Annotated in this window: 10 protein-coding genes; 3 read left to right on the plus strand and 7 right to left on the minus strand. The window is 74.2% G+C overall.

The annotated features are described in order from the left end of the window. Window positions 1-58: 58 nt before the first annotated feature. Complete coding sequence (locus ACEPPI_RS00900) at window positions 59-1,117, minus strand: AI-2E family transporter (RefSeq protein ID WP_373913309.1); 1,059 nt, start codon at window positions 1,115-1,117, stop codon at window positions 59-61. Between the two features lie 33 nt (window positions 1,118-1,150). Further along, entirely contained in the window at window positions 1,151-3,307 is a 2,157-nt protein-coding gene (locus ACEPPI_RS00905; RefSeq protein ID WP_373913310.1) for a SpoIIE family protein phosphatase, read from the minus strand. A gap of 170 nt (window positions 3,308-3,477) precedes the next feature. Between ACEPPI_RS00905 and aspS the strand changes: the two genes are divergently transcribed. Next, complete coding sequence (gene aspS, locus ACEPPI_RS00910) at window positions 3,478-5,307, plus strand: aspartate--tRNA ligase (RefSeq protein WP_266840161.1); 1,830 nt, start codon at window positions 3,478-3,480, stop codon at window positions 5,305-5,307. A 95-nt stretch (window positions 5,308-5,402) separates the two neighbouring features. Here the strand turns inward: aspS and ACEPPI_RS00915 are convergent, their stop codons facing one another. Continuing rightward, window positions 5,403-7,376, minus strand: a complete 1,974-nt coding sequence (locus ACEPPI_RS00915; RefSeq protein WP_373913311.1) for a VWA domain-containing protein — start codon at window positions 7,374-7,376, stop codon at window positions 5,403-5,405. Window positions 7,377-7,670: 294 nt separating this feature from the next. Here ACEPPI_RS00915 and ACEPPI_RS00920 point away from each other — a divergent pair, with 294 nt between their 5' ends. Next, complete coding sequence (locus tag ACEPPI_RS00920; protein WP_373913312.1) at window positions 7,671-9,761, plus strand: PhoX family phosphatase; 2,091 nt, start codon at window positions 7,671-7,673, stop codon at window positions 9,759-9,761. A 37-nt stretch (window positions 9,762-9,798) separates the two neighbouring features. Here the strand turns inward: ACEPPI_RS00920 and ACEPPI_RS00925 are convergent, their stop codons facing one another. From ACEPPI_RS00925 to ACEPPI_RS00940, 4 genes are all read right to left on the minus strand, one after another. Then, entirely contained in the window at window positions 9,799-11,094 is a 1,296-nt protein-coding gene (locus ACEPPI_RS00925; RefSeq protein ID WP_373913313.1) for a sensor histidine kinase, read from the minus strand. Beyond that, window positions 11,082-11,792 (minus strand): hypothetical protein, encoded by a 711-nt coding sequence (locus ACEPPI_RS00930; RefSeq protein WP_373913314.1) that lies wholly within the window; start codon window positions 11,790-11,792, stop codon window positions 11,082-11,084. The genes ACEPPI_RS00925 and ACEPPI_RS00930 overlap by 13 nt, the downstream gene beginning before the upstream one ends. A 96-nt stretch (window positions 11,793-11,888) precedes the next feature. Further along, window positions 11,889-13,886: an FUSC family protein gene (locus tag ACEPPI_RS00935; RefSeq protein ID WP_373913315.1), complete on the minus strand. Its 1,998-nt coding sequence runs from the start codon at window positions 13,884-13,886 to the stop codon at window positions 11,889-11,891. 75 nt (window positions 13,887-13,961) lie between these two features. Beyond that, window positions 13,962-14,789 (minus strand): hypothetical protein, encoded by an 828-nt coding sequence (locus tag ACEPPI_RS00940; protein ID WP_373913316.1) that lies wholly within the window; start codon window positions 14,787-14,789, stop codon window positions 13,962-13,964. A gap of 230 nt (window positions 14,790-15,019) precedes the next feature. Between ACEPPI_RS00940 and ACEPPI_RS00945 the strand changes: the two genes are divergently transcribed. Further along, window positions 15,020-15,430, plus strand: coding sequence for a hypothetical protein (locus tag ACEPPI_RS00945; RefSeq protein WP_373913317.1), 411 nt, complete (start codon window positions 15,020-15,022; stop codon window positions 15,428-15,430). The last annotated feature ends 116 nt before the right edge of the window (window positions 15,431-15,546 follow it).

The raw sequence follows: 15,546 nt of genomic DNA on the forward strand, positions 1-15,546 counted from the left end.
TCGGGTCCCAGGCGCTGTTCTTTCGCCCAAGGGTGCCCCGGGCGCCCCCGGGCGCTCCTCAGGGGAGCGGGGCCTCGGGGTTCCGCTCCGGGAAGCGGTCCCGTAGTTCCGAGACGATGCCGAAGGCGGCCGCCGTCAGCGGGACGGCGAGCAGCATGCCGAGGATGCCGGCGACGCTCGCCCCGGCCGTGATCGCCAGCATCACCAGCGCGGGGTGCATCTGTACCGTCCGGCTCTGGACCAGGGGCTGGAGCACGTACCCCTCGATCATCTGGACCGCCAGCACGACGCCCAGGACCCACAGGGCGATGACCCAGCCCCGGTCGGCGAGGGCCACGAGGACGGCCACGGCGCCGGAGAGGAAGGCTCCGAGGTAGGGGACGTAGGCGGTGACGAACACCAGCGCCGCCAGTCCCACCGCGCCCGGCACCCCGAACACCAGCAGTCCCGCGCCGATCAGCACGGCGTCGACGAGGGCCACCAGGGTGGTGCCGCGCATGAAGCCCTCGACGGCCTCGAAGGCGCGCCGTCCCATCGCCTCCATCAGGTCGCCCGACCGGCTCGGGACCAGGGAGCGCAGCGTGTCCGCGGCCCGGTCGGAGTCGCGCAGGAAGAAGAAGATCAGCACCAGTGCCAGGACGGCCATCGCGATCGTCGTGCCGACCACGCTGAGCCCGGCGAGCAGCCCGGAGGCGGCGGTCCCGCCGAACTTCGCGAGCAGGCCCTCGGAGTTCTTGGCGAGGTCCTCCACCGAGGTGCCGACCGCCCCGAAGTGCTCGGCGAGGGCCTGCCCGGCCCGCTGGAGGGCGTCGACGATCTGGGCGCCGGTCTCGACGAGCGCGAGGACGACGACGTACGCGGCACCGCCGACGACCGCGACGACGGCGAGGCAGGTGAGGGCCGCCGCGAGCGAGCGCCCCACCCTCATCCGGACCAGCCGCCGGTGCAGCGGCCCGAGCAGGGCGGTCCCGAGGACGGCGAGCAGTACGGGCGTGACGACGGTCTTGAGGACGACGCACAGCCAGACGGCGACGGCGAGGACGCCGACGGCGAGCAGGACGACGGCGCACCAGGCGGCGAGCCGCCGCACCGGGGCGGGGAGCAGGGGGGTCGCCATCGCCGCGTCCGCCTTTCGGCCTTCAGAGGGGAACTACCGGGCCTGGTCCTCGGCCGGTTTGGAGCGTTCGTACAGCTCGAACCAGATCGACTTGCCCGCGCCGCGCGGGTCGACGCCCCAGGTGTCGGCGAGCATCTCCATCAGCAGCACGCCGCGCCCGCTCGACGCCATCTCCCCGGGGTGGCGCATGTGCGGCAGCTCGTCGCTGGCGTCCGCCACCTCCACGCGCAGCCGGCGCGCGCCCAGCTCGCCCACCGCCTCCGCGACCAGCAGCGCGTCGCCGTCGGTGTGGACCAGTACGTTGGTCACCATCTCGGAGACCATCAGCTCGGCCGCGTCGACCTGCTCGGGGTCCGTCCAGTCGTGCAGCAGCTCCCGGACCTGGCGGCGGGCTCCCGCGAGCCGCTCCGGCTCCGCCTGCGCCACGGTCAGCACCGTGCGCCGGGCGGGGCGCGCCGGGTGCGACAGCGAGGTCCCGCAGCCGCAGTCCGCGCTCTCGCGGCACAGCAGCACCACGGCTATGTCGTCCTCGCGGCGGTCGGCCAGCGGCCCGGTGGTGTGGTGCGAGGAGGGCCCGTGCACGGCCTGCACCAGCAGGTCGGCCAGCTTCTCCAGGCTCTCCGTGTCGTGCGTCCCGGACTCCAGGATGGCCCGCAGTCGCGCCCAGCCGGTGTCCAGGTCGTGCCCGCCGGTCTCGATGAGCCCGTCGGTGCAGAGCATCATCGTCTCGCCGGGTTCCAGGGGGAACCGGGTGGTGGGGTAGTCGGTGTCGGGGATGATCCCGAGCGGCAGGCCGCCCGCGGTGGGCCGCATCAGGACGGTGCCGTCCGCCATCCGGATCGCCGGGTCGGGGTGCCCGGCGCGGGCCACCTCCAGCAGGCCCGTCTCGGGGTCGCACTCCACGTAGAGGCAGGTCGCGAAGCGCGGGCTCTGGTAGTCGGGGCCCTCGGCCGGGTCCGACTCCTGGGAGGAGCAGAGCCCGGACAGGAAGCGGGAGGCCCGCGAGAGGACCGCGTCGGGGCGGTGGCCCTCGGAGGCGTAGGCGCGCACGGCGATCCGCAGCTGGCCCATCAGGCCGGCCGCCCGTACGTCGTGGCCCTGGACGTCGCCGATGACCAGCGCGAACCGGCCCGAGGGCAGCGGGATCACGTCGTACCAGTCGCCGCCGACCTGGAGGCCGCCGCCGGTGGGGACGTAGCGGGCCGCGAGGGTCATGCCGGGGATCTCCGGTCCCAGCTGCGGCATCATCGACCGCTGGAGCCCGGTGGTGAGTTCCCGCTCGGACTCGGCCACTCCGGCCCGCTGGAGGGCCTGGGCCAGCATCCGGGCCACCGTCGTCAGCACGGAGCGCTCGTCGGGCGAGAAGGACACCGGGTGCTTGAAGGCGGCCATCCAGGCCCCCATGGTCCGTCCGGCCACGATCAGCGGCAGGAAGGCCCAGGATTCGCGTCCGAAGCGCCGGGCGAGCGGCCAGGTGACCGGGAAGCGCCGCAGGTAGTCCTCCGGGCTGGGCAGGTAGATCGCCCGGCCGCCCCGGACGACCTCCGCGGCCGGGTAGTCGGTGTCCAGCGGCATGTCGGTGAAGGGGCTCTCGTCACCGGCGCCGTGCCCGTGGTGCCCGATGATCGACAGCCGGTCGCCCGCCACCCCGAAGACGGCCAGCCCGTCCGGGTTGAAGCCCGGCATGGACAGCGAGGCCGCCACCCGCAGCACCTCCGCCGTGGAGCGGGCCTCGGCCAGCGCCCGGCCCGCGTCCAGCAGGAAGGCCTCGCGGGAGCGCCGCCAGTCGCCGGTGATCGGGGTGTGCGCCGCGGTGGTGCCCGGCTGCGGTTCGGCGATCTCCTGGATGGTGCCGATCAGCTCGTAGTCGACGCGGCCCTCGGCCGTCACGTTCAGCAGCGGCTTGGAACGGCTGCGCACGGTGCGCAGAACGCGCCCGTCCTCGTCCATGACCCGCAGCCGGGCCTCGGCGAGGGTGCCCTCGGCGACGGCGAGGTTCACGATGCCGTTGATCTCGTTCCAGTCCACCGGGTGGAAGCGGGAGCGGGCGGCGGCCTCCGGCAGGACGGCGGGCTCCGCGGGCAGGCCGAGCAGCCGGGCGGCCTCGCCGTCGAGGGTGACCGTCCCGGAGGCGTTGTCCCATCGCCACAGACCGGTCGCGATGGCTGCCAGGACGTCCTCGGTGCGCACCCGGCCATCTTTACAGGTCATCCCGTCGGACCGCCTGTTCATCCCCCTGTACGGGCGCGGCAGGGGCGCGGTACGGGCCCCGGCACGGGCGCGCCCGCCGGGCGCCCCGCCCGGACGGTAACCTTGGGACGGTTGAATCCACCCTGGTATCGCGTAGAACTGGATGACTGATGCATCGGTACAGGTCCCACACGTGCGGCGAGCTCCGTGCCTCCGACGTCGCCTCCGACGTCCGGCTGAGCGGCTGGCTGCACAATCGTCGAGACCTGGGCGGCATCCTCTTCATCGATCTGCGTGACCACTACGGCATCACGCAGCTCGTCGCCCGCCCCGGCACCGCCGCCGCCGCCGTCCTGGACAAGCTGTCCAAGGAGACGGTCGTGCGGGTCGACGGCAAGGTCGTCTCCCGTGGCGCCGACAACGTCAACCCGGAGCTGCCGACCGGCGAGATCGAGATCGAGGCCGTCGAGGTCGAGGTGCTCGGCGCCGCCGCCCCGCTGCCCTTCACGATCAACACCGACGACGGGGTGAACGAGGAGCGGCGTCTGGAGTACCGCTTCCTCGACCTGCGCCGCGAGCGCATGCACCGCAACATCATGCTGCGCTCGGCCGTCATCGCGTCGATCCGCTCGAAGATGGTGGCCCTCGGCTTCAACGAGATGGCGACCCCGATCCTCACCGCGACCTCCCCCGAGGGCGCCCGTGACTTCGTCGTCCCGTCCCGTCTGAACCCGGGCAAGTTCTACGCGCTGCCGCAGGCGCCGCAGCAGTTCAAGCAGCTGCTGATGATCTCCGGCTTCGACCGGTACTTCCAGATCGCCCCCTGCTTCCGCGACGAGGACGCCCGCGCAGACCGTTCGCCGGGCGAGTTCTACCAGCTCGACGTCGAGATGTCGTTCGTCGAGCAGGAGGACGTCTTCCAGCCGATCGAGCGCCTGATGACGGAGATCTTCACGGAGTTCGGCAAGGGCCGCGAGGTCACCTCGCCGTTCCCGCGGATCCCGTTCCGCGAGTCGATGCTGAAGTACGGCAACGACAAGCCCGACCTGCGCGCCAAGCTGGAGCTCGTCGACATCACCGACGTGTTCGAGGGCTCGGAGTTCAAGGCGTTCGCCGGCAAGCACGTGCGCGCGCTCGCCGTCCCGGACACCGCCGCGCAGCCGCGCAAGTTCTTCGACGGCCTCGGCGAGTACGCGATCTCGCTGGGCGCCAAGGGCCTGGCCTGGGTCCGCGTGGGCGAGGACGGCGCGCTGACCGGCCCGATCGCCAAGTTCCTCACCGAGGAGAACGTCAAGGTCCTCACCGAGCGTCTGGGCCTGGCGGCCGGGCACGCGGTGTTCTTCGGCGCGGGCGAGTTCGACGAGGTCTCCAAGATCATGTCGGGCGTGCGCGTCGAGGCGGCCAAGCGGGCGGGCCAGTTCGAGGAGAACGTCTTCCGCTTCTGCTGGATCGTCGACTTCCCGATGTACGAGAAGGACGAGGAGACCGGCAAGATCGACTTCTCCCACAACCCGTTCTCCATGCCGCAGGGCGGCATGAAGGACCTGGAGGAGAAGGACCCGCTCGACATCCTGGCCTGGCAGTACGACATCGTCTGCAACGGCATCGAGCTGTCGTCCGGCGCCATCCGCAACCACGAGCCCGAGGTCATGCTGAAGGCCTTCGAGATCGCCGGTTACGAGGCCGAGACCGTCGAGCGCGAGTTCGCCGGCATGCTGCGCGCGTTCCGCCTCGGCGCCCCGCCGCACGGTGGCATCGCCCCGGGCGTGGACCGCATCGTGATGCTGCTGGCCGACGAGCCGAACATCCGCGAGACCATCGCCTTCCCGCTGAACGGCAACGCCCAGGACCTGATGATGGGCGCGCCGACGGTGCTGGAGGAGGCCCGCCTGCGCGAGCTGAACATCGCGCTGCGCAAGCCGGTCGAGACCAAGGCCGCGGCCTCGGAGCGGCCCGTCTCCGACGCGGTCGCCCCGGACGCCGGTTCGCCGCGCGGCTGAGGCCGGTAGGCCCGTAGGCCCCCGGGCCCGCACGTACGAAGGCGGCGCCCCCTCCCGGACCGGGAGGGGGCGCCGCCTTCTTCGTGCCGCGGTGATCAGAACCGCTGGAGCAGGCCCTTGAGGAGAGCGGCCGGGGCGAGCTCGGCGGGGGCCGGGCCGGCGTGGAAGAAGCCGGCGTTGTCGGCGTCCAGCTTGCGCAGGAAGTCGAAGGCCTTGTTGTCGTGGTCGCCGAACGCGACGAACTGCCAGTGGACCTCGGGGGCGGTGGCGGCGGCGTCGACGATCGCCTGCCGGGCGGGCTGACGGCTGTCGGGCGCGCCGTCCGTCTGGAAGACGACCAGGGCGGGGCCGGTGCCGCCGTCCTTGCGGTAGCGCTCCAGGACGGCTTCCACGGCCACGTGGTAGCTGGTGCGGCCCATCCGGCCGAGTTCGGCGTGGCGGGCCTCGACCCAGGCGGCGTCGTGGGCGTCGAGGGTCAGCTCGGCGGTGCCGTCGAGCTCGGTGGAGAAGAACACCGTGTGGACGGTGGCCTCCTCGTCGAGGTGCGCGGCCAGGGCCAGGGCGTGGTCGGCGAGGTGCTGGGCGCTGCCGTCCTTGTAGAAGCCGCGCATGGAACCGGAGCGGTCGAGGACCAGGTACACCCTCGCGCGGGCCCCGGCCTTGCCCTTGGTGCGCAGCACCTGGCCGGCGGCCTTGTACGCGGCCGCCACCTCGGGCGCCCGCCGCCGTACCGCTGCCGCGGCGATGGCGGGTCCCTGGGGCTCCGCCTCCGGCTCCGGCTCGCCGGCCTCGGGCTCCGCCTCTGCCTGCGGCGCGGGGGCCTCGGCGACGGCTTCCGGCTCGGCCGCTCCGGCCTCCGGCTCGGCGGTGCCGGTGGCCTCGGGCTCCGCGTCGGCGGCGACGGGCTCGGCCTCGGGCTCCGCGGCGGCGGGCTCCGGCTCCGCCTCGGTGGCCTCGGCTTCCGGCTGGGCCGGGGTGGCCTCGGGCTCCGCCTCGGCGGCGACGGCTTCCGGCTCGGCCGTTTCGGCCGGGGCCTCGGGCAGCGTCTCCGCGGTGGGCTCGGCTTCGGCCGTCACGGCCTCCGCTTCGGTGGCCTCGGTCTCCGGCTGTGCCGGGGCGGTGGGGGCCTCGACCGGGGTGGCCTCGGGCTCCGCCTGGGCGGCGACGCCCTGCGGCTCGGCCGCTCCGGCCTCCGGCTCGGCGGTGCCGGTGGCCTCGGGCTCCGCGTCGGCGGCGACGGGCTCGGGCCGGGCCGCTTCGGCCGGGGCCTCCGTGGTGACCTCGACCTCCTCGACCTCCTCGACCTTGGCCGTCACGGCCTCCGGCTCGGTGGTCTCGGTCTCCGGCTGTGCCGGGGCGGTGGCGGCCTCGACCGGGGCGGCCTCGGGCTCCGGCTCGGCGGCGACGGGCTCGGCCGCTTCGGCCGGGGCCTCGGGCAGCGTCTCCGCGGTGGGCTCGGCGGCCTCGGGCTGCGCCGGGGTGGCGGTGGCTTCGGCTTCCGGCTCGGCGGCGATGGCGGGCTCGGCTTCGGCCGTCACGGCCTCCGCCTCGGTGGCCTTGGTGTCCGGCTGCGCCGGGGTGGGCTCGGGCTCCGCCTGGGTGGCGAGGGCCTCGGGCCCGGCCGCTTCGGCCTCCGGCTCGGCGGTGACGGCGGCTTCGGGGGCCTCGGTCACGGCCTCCGGCGCGGGGGTGTCCGCACCGGCGGCGGGCTCGGCCTCGGCCGGGTCCGGGCCGGGCCGTGCCGGTGCGGCCGGGGCCGGCTTTGCCGGAGCGGCCTGGGAGGGGGTTTCGGGAAGCGCCGGAGGCGAAGGGCGCCGGGCCTCCGGGACCGTGGGGTCCGTCGTCTGCGCCGGGGCGGTCAGCAACGTGCCCGGCTCGCGGTCGCGCGGTGCGGACTGCGGCGGGACGGTGGGGTTGTCGAAGGAGGCCGCCACCAGATCGGCGGCCGCGTCCAGGGGGTTGCGTTCCGCCTGGCTGGGCACCGCCGCCGAAGCAGTGGAATCCGACGTCTCCGGAACCGGCTCGGCCGACCGTCCGAACACCTTGCGCAACAAGCTCCGAATACCCATGGGCCAGGCCTTTCGCATGAGTGCGTGCGTCATTTGTCCGTGCTGCGCGGTTGATCCCTGCCCAGAGTGGACACGTAAGGTTATCGGCCCCTTGGCTGGAACTTCGGCAGGGGCGCCTTTCGTGGCGCCCAGCCAACCAGGGAACAGCGGCCTCCACCCGAACTGCCCCTCCGCCGTGCCGGGTTCATTCGGCGTTCACTCCCGCGCCGCCGCATCGGCGCAACCCGCGCCTAGCGTCGCCGCTGATTCGTCCCGACACGTCGTCGGCGTCGTGCACCCACCGGAGGACACCTCGTGCGCAAGCTCCTGCCGCTCATCGGCAACCCGCACGGTAGCGGCCGTTCCGCTCTCACCTGCCGCTACCGCTGTGGCGACGCCTGCTTCCACGAGGTGCCCAACACCAGTGACAACGAGTACGTCGGCGACGTCATCGCCCGCGCCTACTCCCGCCGCTCGATGCTGCGCTCCGCGGCGGTCGTGACCGTCGCCACCGCCGCCGGCACCGCCGTCACCCTCGGGGCGGGCGGTGGCCAGTCCGCCGAGGCGGCTCCCTCCGCCGACCCCAAGGCCGGTTCCGGCGAGGCCGCCCGCGGCCTGCGCTTCAAGGCCGTCCCGCCGAACACCGACGACCGGGTGACCGTCCCCGAGGGCCACGACCAGAACGTGGTCATCCGCTGGGGCGACCCGATCGTCAAGGGCGCCCCGGGGTTCAATCCGGATAAGCAGACCGCAGCCGCCCAGGCCGGTCAATTCGGTTACAACAACGACTTCCTGAGCCTGCTCCCGCTCGGCGGCGGCTACGAGCGCCAGCAGCTGCTCGTGGCCAACCACGAGTACACCGACGAGAACCTCATGTTCAAGGGCTACGACCCGGCCAACCCGACCCGCGAGCAGGTCGAGATCGCGTGGGCCGCGCACGGCCTCGGCGTCGTCGTCGTCCAGGAGGACCACCGCTCCGGCAAGCTGACCGCGGTGAACCGCCACCGGCTCAACCGCCGGCTCACCGCCACCAGCGAGTTCCGCCTCACCGGCCCGGCCGCGGGCAGCGCGCTGCTGAAGACCTCCGTCGACCCGACCGGCACCAAGGTCCTCGGCACGCTGAACAACTGCTCGGGCGGCACCACCCCGTGGGGCACCACCCTCCACGGCGAGGAGAACTTCAACCAGTACTTCGCCAACGCCGGCCAGGTCACCGACCCGGCCGAGGCGGCCCGCCTCAAGCGGTACGGCGTGAGCACCGGCGCCACCGAGCGCAAGTGGGAGCGGTTCGACAAGCGCTTCGACTGCCTCCAGGAGCCCAACGAGTCCCACCGCTTCGGCTGGGTCGTCGAGCTCGACCCGTACGACCCGAACTCCGTCCCGCGCAAGCGCACCGCGCTGGGCCGCTTCAAGCACGAGGGCGCCCAGCCCCGGCTGACCGAGGACGGCCGTCCCGTCGTCTACATGGGCGACGACGAGCGCTTCGACTACTTCTACAAGTTCGTGTCGAGCAAGCAGATGAAGACGGGCGACAGCCGCGCGGCGAAGGAGCACAACCTCACGCTGCTCGACGAGGGCACCCTCTACGTCGCCAAGCTGACCGGCGACTCCCCGGCCGCCGAGGTCGACGGCTCCGGCAAGCTCCCCGCCGACGGCCGGTTCGACGGCTCCGGCGTCTGGATCAAGCTGGCCACCGCCTCCGCCTCCGGCAACGTCTCGCACGTCGAGGGCATGACCGCCGAGGAGGTGTTCGTCTTCACCCGCCAGGCCGGTGACAAGGTCGGCGCCACCAAGATGGACCGCCCCGAGGACATCGAACCGAGCCCGCGCACCGGCCGCGTCTACGTGGTGCTGACCAACAACACCGACCGCGGCAAGGCCGGCAAGGCCGGCGCGGACGAGGCCAACCCGCGCAACCTGAACAAGCACGGCCAGATCCTGGAGCTCGCCGAGAACTTCGACGACCCGGCGGGCGACGGCTTCGCCTGGCGCCTGTTCCTGGTCGCCGGCGACCCGAACGACGCGTCGACCTACTTCGCCGGCTTCCCGAAGGACAAGGTCAGCCCGATCTCCTGCCCGGACAACGTGACCTTCGACCCGCACGGCAACCTGTGGATCTCCACGGACGGCAACCAGCTCGGCTCGCACGACGGCCTGTTCGGCGTCGCCACCGCCGGCGAGCGCCGCGGTGAGCTGAAGCAGTTCCTGACCGTGCCGCGCGGCGCCGAGACCTGCGGTCCGCTGGTCCAGGACAAGCGCGTCCTGGTCGCGGTGCAGCACCCGGGCGAGATCGACGGCGCGTCCGTCGAGAAGCCGCAGTCGGTGTGGCCCGACGGTCCCGGCAGGATCGTCCGCCCGGCGGTCGTGTCGGTCTGGCGCAAGGACGGCAAGAACATCGGCGTCTGATCCGCCCGGTGGACGGGGCCGGTCGACCGCGCCGCGGTCAACCGGCCTCCGGCAGCCGCCCCACCGGCAGGCGCAGGGTCGTCAGCGCGCCCCCGTCCGGGGCGTTGGCGAACCCCAGGACGATCTCCAGGACCGCGGCCTGGCCCACCACGATGGTCAGGCCCAGCCCGTGGCCCCGGCCGCCGTCCCCGGTCCGGAAGCGCTTCGGGCCCTGCTCGATCAGTTCGGCCGGGTAGCCCGGACCGTGGTCGCGGATCGCCACGACCGGCCCCACCACCGTCACCTCGACCGGTGGCCGGCCGTGCTTGTGGGCGTTGACCAGCAGGTTGGCCAGGATCCGGTCCAGGCGCCTCCGGTCGGTGAGCACCGCCGCGTCCCGGATCACCCGGACCTCGGCGGGCAGCCGGGTCCCGGCGACGGCCCGCTCCACGGCCCGGCCCAGTTCCACCCAGGACAGGTCGGCCCGTTCCACGCCCGAATCGAGCCGGGAGATCTCCAACAGGTCCTCGGTGAGCAGGTGCAGGGCCCTGAGCCGGTCGTTGATCATCTCCTTCGGGCGGCCCTCGGGCAGCAGAGCGGCCGCCGCCAGCGATCCCGTCAGCGGGGTGCGCAGCTCGTGGGCCACGTCCGCCGTGAACCGTTTCTCCGCCTCCAGCCGTTCCTGGAGCGAGGCCGCCATGGTGTCCAGGGCGTGCGCGACGTCGCGTACCTCGTCGCGGTAGCGGCGCGGCCGGCTTCCGTCCGGGTCCGCGTCCGGGGCGGCGCCCGCGCCGGTGTCCCGGCCCCCGTCGGCCGGGAAGTCCACCCGGGCGTCCAGGTCCCCGGCGCTGATCCGGCGGGCCACGGCGGCCGTGGTGGCGAGCCGTCTGCTGATCCGGTCGGCGAGGAAGAGGCCGGCCAGTGCCACGACCCCGGCCGCGAGCGCCGCGGAGGCCAGGATCGCGGTGTCGATGTGCCGCAGCCGCCCGCGCGTGTTCCCGTACGGGATCCAGACCGCGAGGGCTGCGCGGTCGGCGGGTCCGGCCGCCCACATGACGGGTTCGCCCCCGTGGGTGCCGACCATGCTGCCGGTCCGGCCGCGCGCGACGAGCTCGCGCAGCGGGGCGGGCAGGTCGGGCGGGTCCAGGGCGGCGTTGACGTCGCCGTGCGCCGTCCCGTACTCGTAGTGGCCGAGGGCGTGGTCGAGGTCCCGGGCCGCCTCCTTGCGGACCTCGCCGACGATCTGCCGGGCGACCACGTTGTGCACGAGGATCCCCAGCGCGGCGGCGACCAGGCAGCACACCGTCGTGGTGGTGAGGGCGATCTTCCAGCGCAGGCTGCTCAGCGCGCGCATCGCGACCGGGTCCCGGGCAGCGGGACGTCCGTGAGGGACGCGCACTCGTCGAGGGTGAGCTGCGACAGGCTCATGCTGCGCGTCCCGTCGTCCCAGACGTAGTCGGAGACCGAGGTGTACCTCGGGTTCGAGGTCGGCTCGCGGATCGCCAGGTGCCCGGCGGCCACCTCGACGCCCTCCAGTACCCCGCGCCGGGCCAGGATCCGGGCGATCCGGCCGTCGTCCCGGACGGTGTAGACGCGCAGTTCGCTGAGCCGGCCGTCCACGTCCAGGGCCGTGATCAGCTCCTCGCGGCCGTCACCCGTCAGGTCGTGCAGGACGCCGGGGCGCACCGGGCAGTCGGGCCCGCCGTTCGCGGCCCGTGTGCACAGCGCGAGCCGGCGCGCCGCGCGCGGGTCGACGAGGCGGCCCGTCCCGCCGTCCTCGGCGGTGGCGGAGGTGATGTCGGCGCGTACGACGGCCAGCGCGTCGACCCCGCGCATCGTCAGCGCCGGCGCCCTGGGGAGTCCCGGCACCGTGGCGGCCGCGCCCGGCTGCTCCCCCTTGGCGGGCGGCTCGGGGCGGATGTCCTTCCACAGGGTCTTCGGGGCGTGCACGGTGCCGAGGTCGCCCTCGCTCTTGATCCCCTCCACGTCGGCGCACCCCGCCGTGCCCGCCAGGACGGCGGCGAGGACCATCACGGCCGGGACCCGGTGCATGCTCCGATGCTCCCCCGCGGCGCCCGTCCGGGCCCGGCCCGTGCGCCGTTCGGGGGACCGCGGCGTCCGGGAGGCGCGCCGGGCCGCCGCCGGGGGTCAACGGTCCGGCTGGGCGATCGCGCGGGCCGCCGCGACCTCCTGGTGGACCGGGGCGAGGACGGAGTCCCGGGCCTCCGGCGGGAGGGGCCGGACGCGGACCTCCTTGAGGGTCGCGCTGCTGCGCACCCCGCGCGCCAGGCCGTGCAGCTCGTCCCTGAGGGCCGCAACCTCCTCGGCGCCGGGGGGAGGGGCTCCGTGGTTGACCCGGACCCGGGCCGCCGTCGTCGCGTCCACGATCCGCTCCACCGCCACCACCAGCGGCCACCACGCGGCGGCCCGGGGGCCGGTGGGCGGGGGTTCGGTCAGGGCCCGCTGGAACTCGCTGCGCACGTCGGAGAGGTCCCGGTAGATACGGCGGCGGGCCTTCTGCCGGGTCAGCCGGGCGGCCCGCTGGGCGGCGTCGTCCGCGAAGGGGGCGAAGGCCCGCTCCACGTAGCCGGCCGCGTCGTCCACGGCGTCGGCGAGCCGGTCGCCGATGCGGGTGTGCCAGCTCTCGGGCCACAGGAGGTAGCCGGCGACGAGGGCGATGGCGCAGCCGATGAGGCTGTCGATCAGGCGCGGCCGGATCAGGTCGAAGCCCTGGTGGTTGAGGAGGTCCGAGAGCAGCAGGATCACCGGGGTGATGGCCGCGGTCTGGAAGGCGTACCCCTTGGTGGAGAACACCGGGATCAGCATGGCCAGCAGCGCCATGACCGGTACGTCCCACCAGCCGCGCGGTACCTCGGCGAGGACGGCGGCCGACAGGACCAGCCCGCCGGCGGTGCCCAGGGCGCGCAGCACGGCGCGGGAGAAGACGGAGCCGAAGTCCGGTTTGAGGACGAAGGTGACGGTCAGGGCGACCCAGTAGGACCGCTCCACCTCGATCAGGGAGACGAGGGACTGCGCGAGCCCGATGCACAGGGCGAGGCGCAGCCCGTACCGCCAGGAGGCCCCGGACAGCATCGTGTCGCGCACCGCCCGCCGGGCCCTGATCCGCAGGGCGGCGGGCCGGCCGAGCCGGTCGTCGATGTCGTACGGCTCCGGTCCGGGGGATCGCACGGTGGTCGCGGCGTAGGCCAGCGCGGAGTCGAGGGCCCGCTCGGAGGGGGTCCGCGGGGCCGGCAGGTCCGGTACGGGGGCGCCGGGGCGGCCCTCCTCGACGGCCCGCGCGAGGTCCCGTACGGTCGCCGGGATCGCGGGCGCCAGGGGCCGGCCGCGCAGGTGGACGGCGGGCGCGGCTTCGACCAGCGGGATCAGGGCGTTCAGCTGGGCTTGCAGCCGCACCAGCGAGGGGCTGCGGCCGTGCACCCGGGCCCGGCGGCCCAGGACGAGGTCGTAGGCGTGGTTCAGGGCCTGGGTGAGCCGGTGGCGGCGTTCCTCGTACGCGGGTCCGTCCGCGGCCTCCAGGCTGTCGGCGAGGGCCCGGTAGGCGGACGCGACGGCGGTCCGTTCGGGCAGCCGGCCGCGCAGTGGCCAGCCCAGCAGGCTCAGGGCGAGCACGAACAGGCCGCCGGCGCTGAGCAGCAGCGGGGCGGTCCACCAGGGTTCGGGCATCGGCAGGCCGGCCCCGACGACCGCGTTGAGCAGGAGCAGCAGTCCGGACACGGAGGCGACGGTGCCGATCGAGGAGATCATCCCGGAGACGAGGGCGATCAGGGTGAGGACGCCGACGGCGAGCCAGCCGTGGCCGTAGACGAGGGTGCCGGCGGCGACGCCGACGGCTCCGAAGAACTGCGGGACGGCGATGTTCAGGATCCGCATCCGGTACGCGTCGGCGGTGTCGCCGATGACCCCGGAGAGGGCGCCCATGGAGACGAGGGCGCCGTACTCGGGCTCGTCCAGGGCGAAGCCGACGGCGAGCGGGGTGGCCAGCGCGATCCCGGCGCGGACGGCCGCCGCCCAGGGGACGGGCGCGCGGCTCGGCCGCAGTCCGGCGAGCAGCCAGGCGGGGGGCGCCAGTGGATTCGGCCGCAGCCGCCCGGACGGTATGTGCTCGGTGCGTCGTTCGGTGGTCATTCCGCTTCCGTGTCGCCACTCGCGAATCGGTTCTTCTGGGGAGTTCTGCGGAGTATGGGTGTGTACGTACCGAGCTTATGGGGTGCGGCGCAGCCGTCCGGCCAGCCAGGCGGCCAGGGCCGCCGCCAGCCCGACGGCGAGGACCACCCAGGCGGTGGTCCGCAGGAACGCGGTGAGCGCGTCGTACACCGCTCCGGCGGCGGCCCGGTCGACGTCGGCGGGCAGGTCGTCGAGGGTGAGGCGGCGGCACAGGACCACCGCGGTCCACAGCAGTACGGCCCCCGCGGCCAGTCCGAGACCGGTGGCCAGGACGGCGCGCCGGCGGTGGACGGCGACGGCGACGGCCGCGACGGCCAGGCACAGGGTCAGCAGGGGGAGCCAGACACCGGCGATCTGGAGCACGCGGAACCCCTTCCGGAGCGCGCCGAGGTTGTCGTACTCCATGACCTTCACGGTCAGGTGGGTTTCCGGGATGCGGTCGGCGAAGGGCACCCCGTCGGCGATCAGTTCCCCCCTGACCTGGGCGAGCACCGGCGCGAGGTCGATGGTGACGGCGTCCCCGCGGCCGGAGTCGAGGGCGGCGAGGAAGGCGGTGTGCGCGGCGCGGTTGGCGGCGTCCCAGGCCGTGCGGTAGGCCGGGGTCCCGGCGAAGGAGCGCAGGGCCTCGCCGATCAGGGCGTCGACCCCGCCCTGGAAGGGGCCCGCGTCGATCTGTCCGGAGAGGGCGCGGGTGGCCTGGGTGACGACCACGCCCCGGACGGCCGGATCCTCGGCGAGCGGGGCCATGGCGGCGGTGTAGCGGTCGGCGTTCCCCAGCTCCCGGTCGGCCCAGTAGGCGACCGCGCTCGCGGGCACGAGGAGGGCCACGAGCACGACGAGGGCCGCCGACAGGTAGGTGCGCACGTCACCAGGGAATGCCCCGGGCGGTGGGCGGCGCCACCCCTGTTGCTGCGTCCGGGTGGACGCGGCGGTGCCGGTGGCGGCCGGGTCCGCGGCGGTCCCCGTGCGGTGCGGGCGTCCGGGTGGTGCGACGGGCGTCCGGCGGGGTGGGACCGGGCCACCCGGACGAGTGATCCACTTGCCGCGCCGGGACGCCGGGTGTGCCCTGGATGATGGAAGAGAGGAGCCCCGCCATGGCACATGCGGCACCCACCGTGTCCCGGAGGCAGCGCCCCACGACATCGGTGAACGTGGACCACAGCAGCAGGAACGCCCTGATCCGTGCGCTGCTGCTCGGCCTCGTGTACGGGGTCTGGGCGGCCCAGATCGAGCGCGACACGGGCCCGGTGACGGTGGGCAACGTCTTCTTCGGGATCCTGTGCGGCGTGTTGTTCGCCGCCGTCATGTTCGCCCTCCACGAGTTCGGTCCGCGTCTGATGCGGGAGCTGCACGCCACCGCCTACGGCGCCTTCGCGGGCGTGGCCACCGGCTACCTGCACAGCCTCACCGACGCCTCGGTGCTCCGCTCCACCACCGTCGGCCTCGTCGTCGGCGCGGGCGTCGGACTCGCCGCCTTCTACCGGTACTACACGCGGGAGGACTGACCGGAGCCCGGGGGGGGGGGGGGGGGGGGGGGGGGGGGGGGGGGGGGGGGGGGGGGGGGGGGGGGGGGGGGGGGGGGGGGGGGGGGGGGGGGGGGGGGGGGGGGGGGGGGGGGGGG

It is taken from the genome of Streptomyces sp. AB3(2024), assembly GCF_041862025.1.
Lineage (GTDB): Bacteria > Actinomycetota > Actinomycetes > Streptomycetales > Streptomycetaceae > Streptomyces.

What these genes read in the sequence shown, in the direction of transcription:
- ACEPPI_RS00900 (WP_373913309.1), bottom strand. Translation starts at nt 1,117, where the DNA reads ATGGCGACCCCCCTGCTCCCCGCCCCGGTGCGGCGGCTCGCCGCCTGG.
- aspS (WP_266840161.1), top strand. Translation starts at nt 3,478, where the DNA reads ATGCATCGGTACAGGTCCCACACGTGCGGCGAGCTCCGTGCCTCCGAC.
- ACEPPI_RS00915 (WP_373913311.1), bottom strand. Translation starts at nt 7,376, where the DNA reads ATGGGTATTCGGAGCTTGTTGCGCAAGGTGTTCGGACGGTCGGCCGAG.
- ACEPPI_RS00925 (WP_373913313.1), bottom strand. Translation starts at nt 11,094, where the DNA reads ATGCGCGCGCTGAGCAGCCTGCGCTGGAAGATCGCCCTCACCACCACG.
- ACEPPI_RS00930 (WP_373913314.1), bottom strand. Translation starts at nt 11,792, where the DNA reads ATGCACCGGGTCCCGGCCGTGATGGTCCTCGCCGCCGTCCTGGCGGGC.
- ACEPPI_RS00935 (WP_373913315.1), bottom strand. Translation starts at nt 13,886, where the DNA reads ATGACCACCGAACGACGCACCGAGCACATACCGTCCGGGCGGCTGCGG.
- ACEPPI_RS00945 (WP_373913317.1), top strand. Translation starts at nt 15,020, where the DNA reads ATGGCACATGCGGCACCCACCGTGTCCCGGAGGCAGCGCCCCACGACA.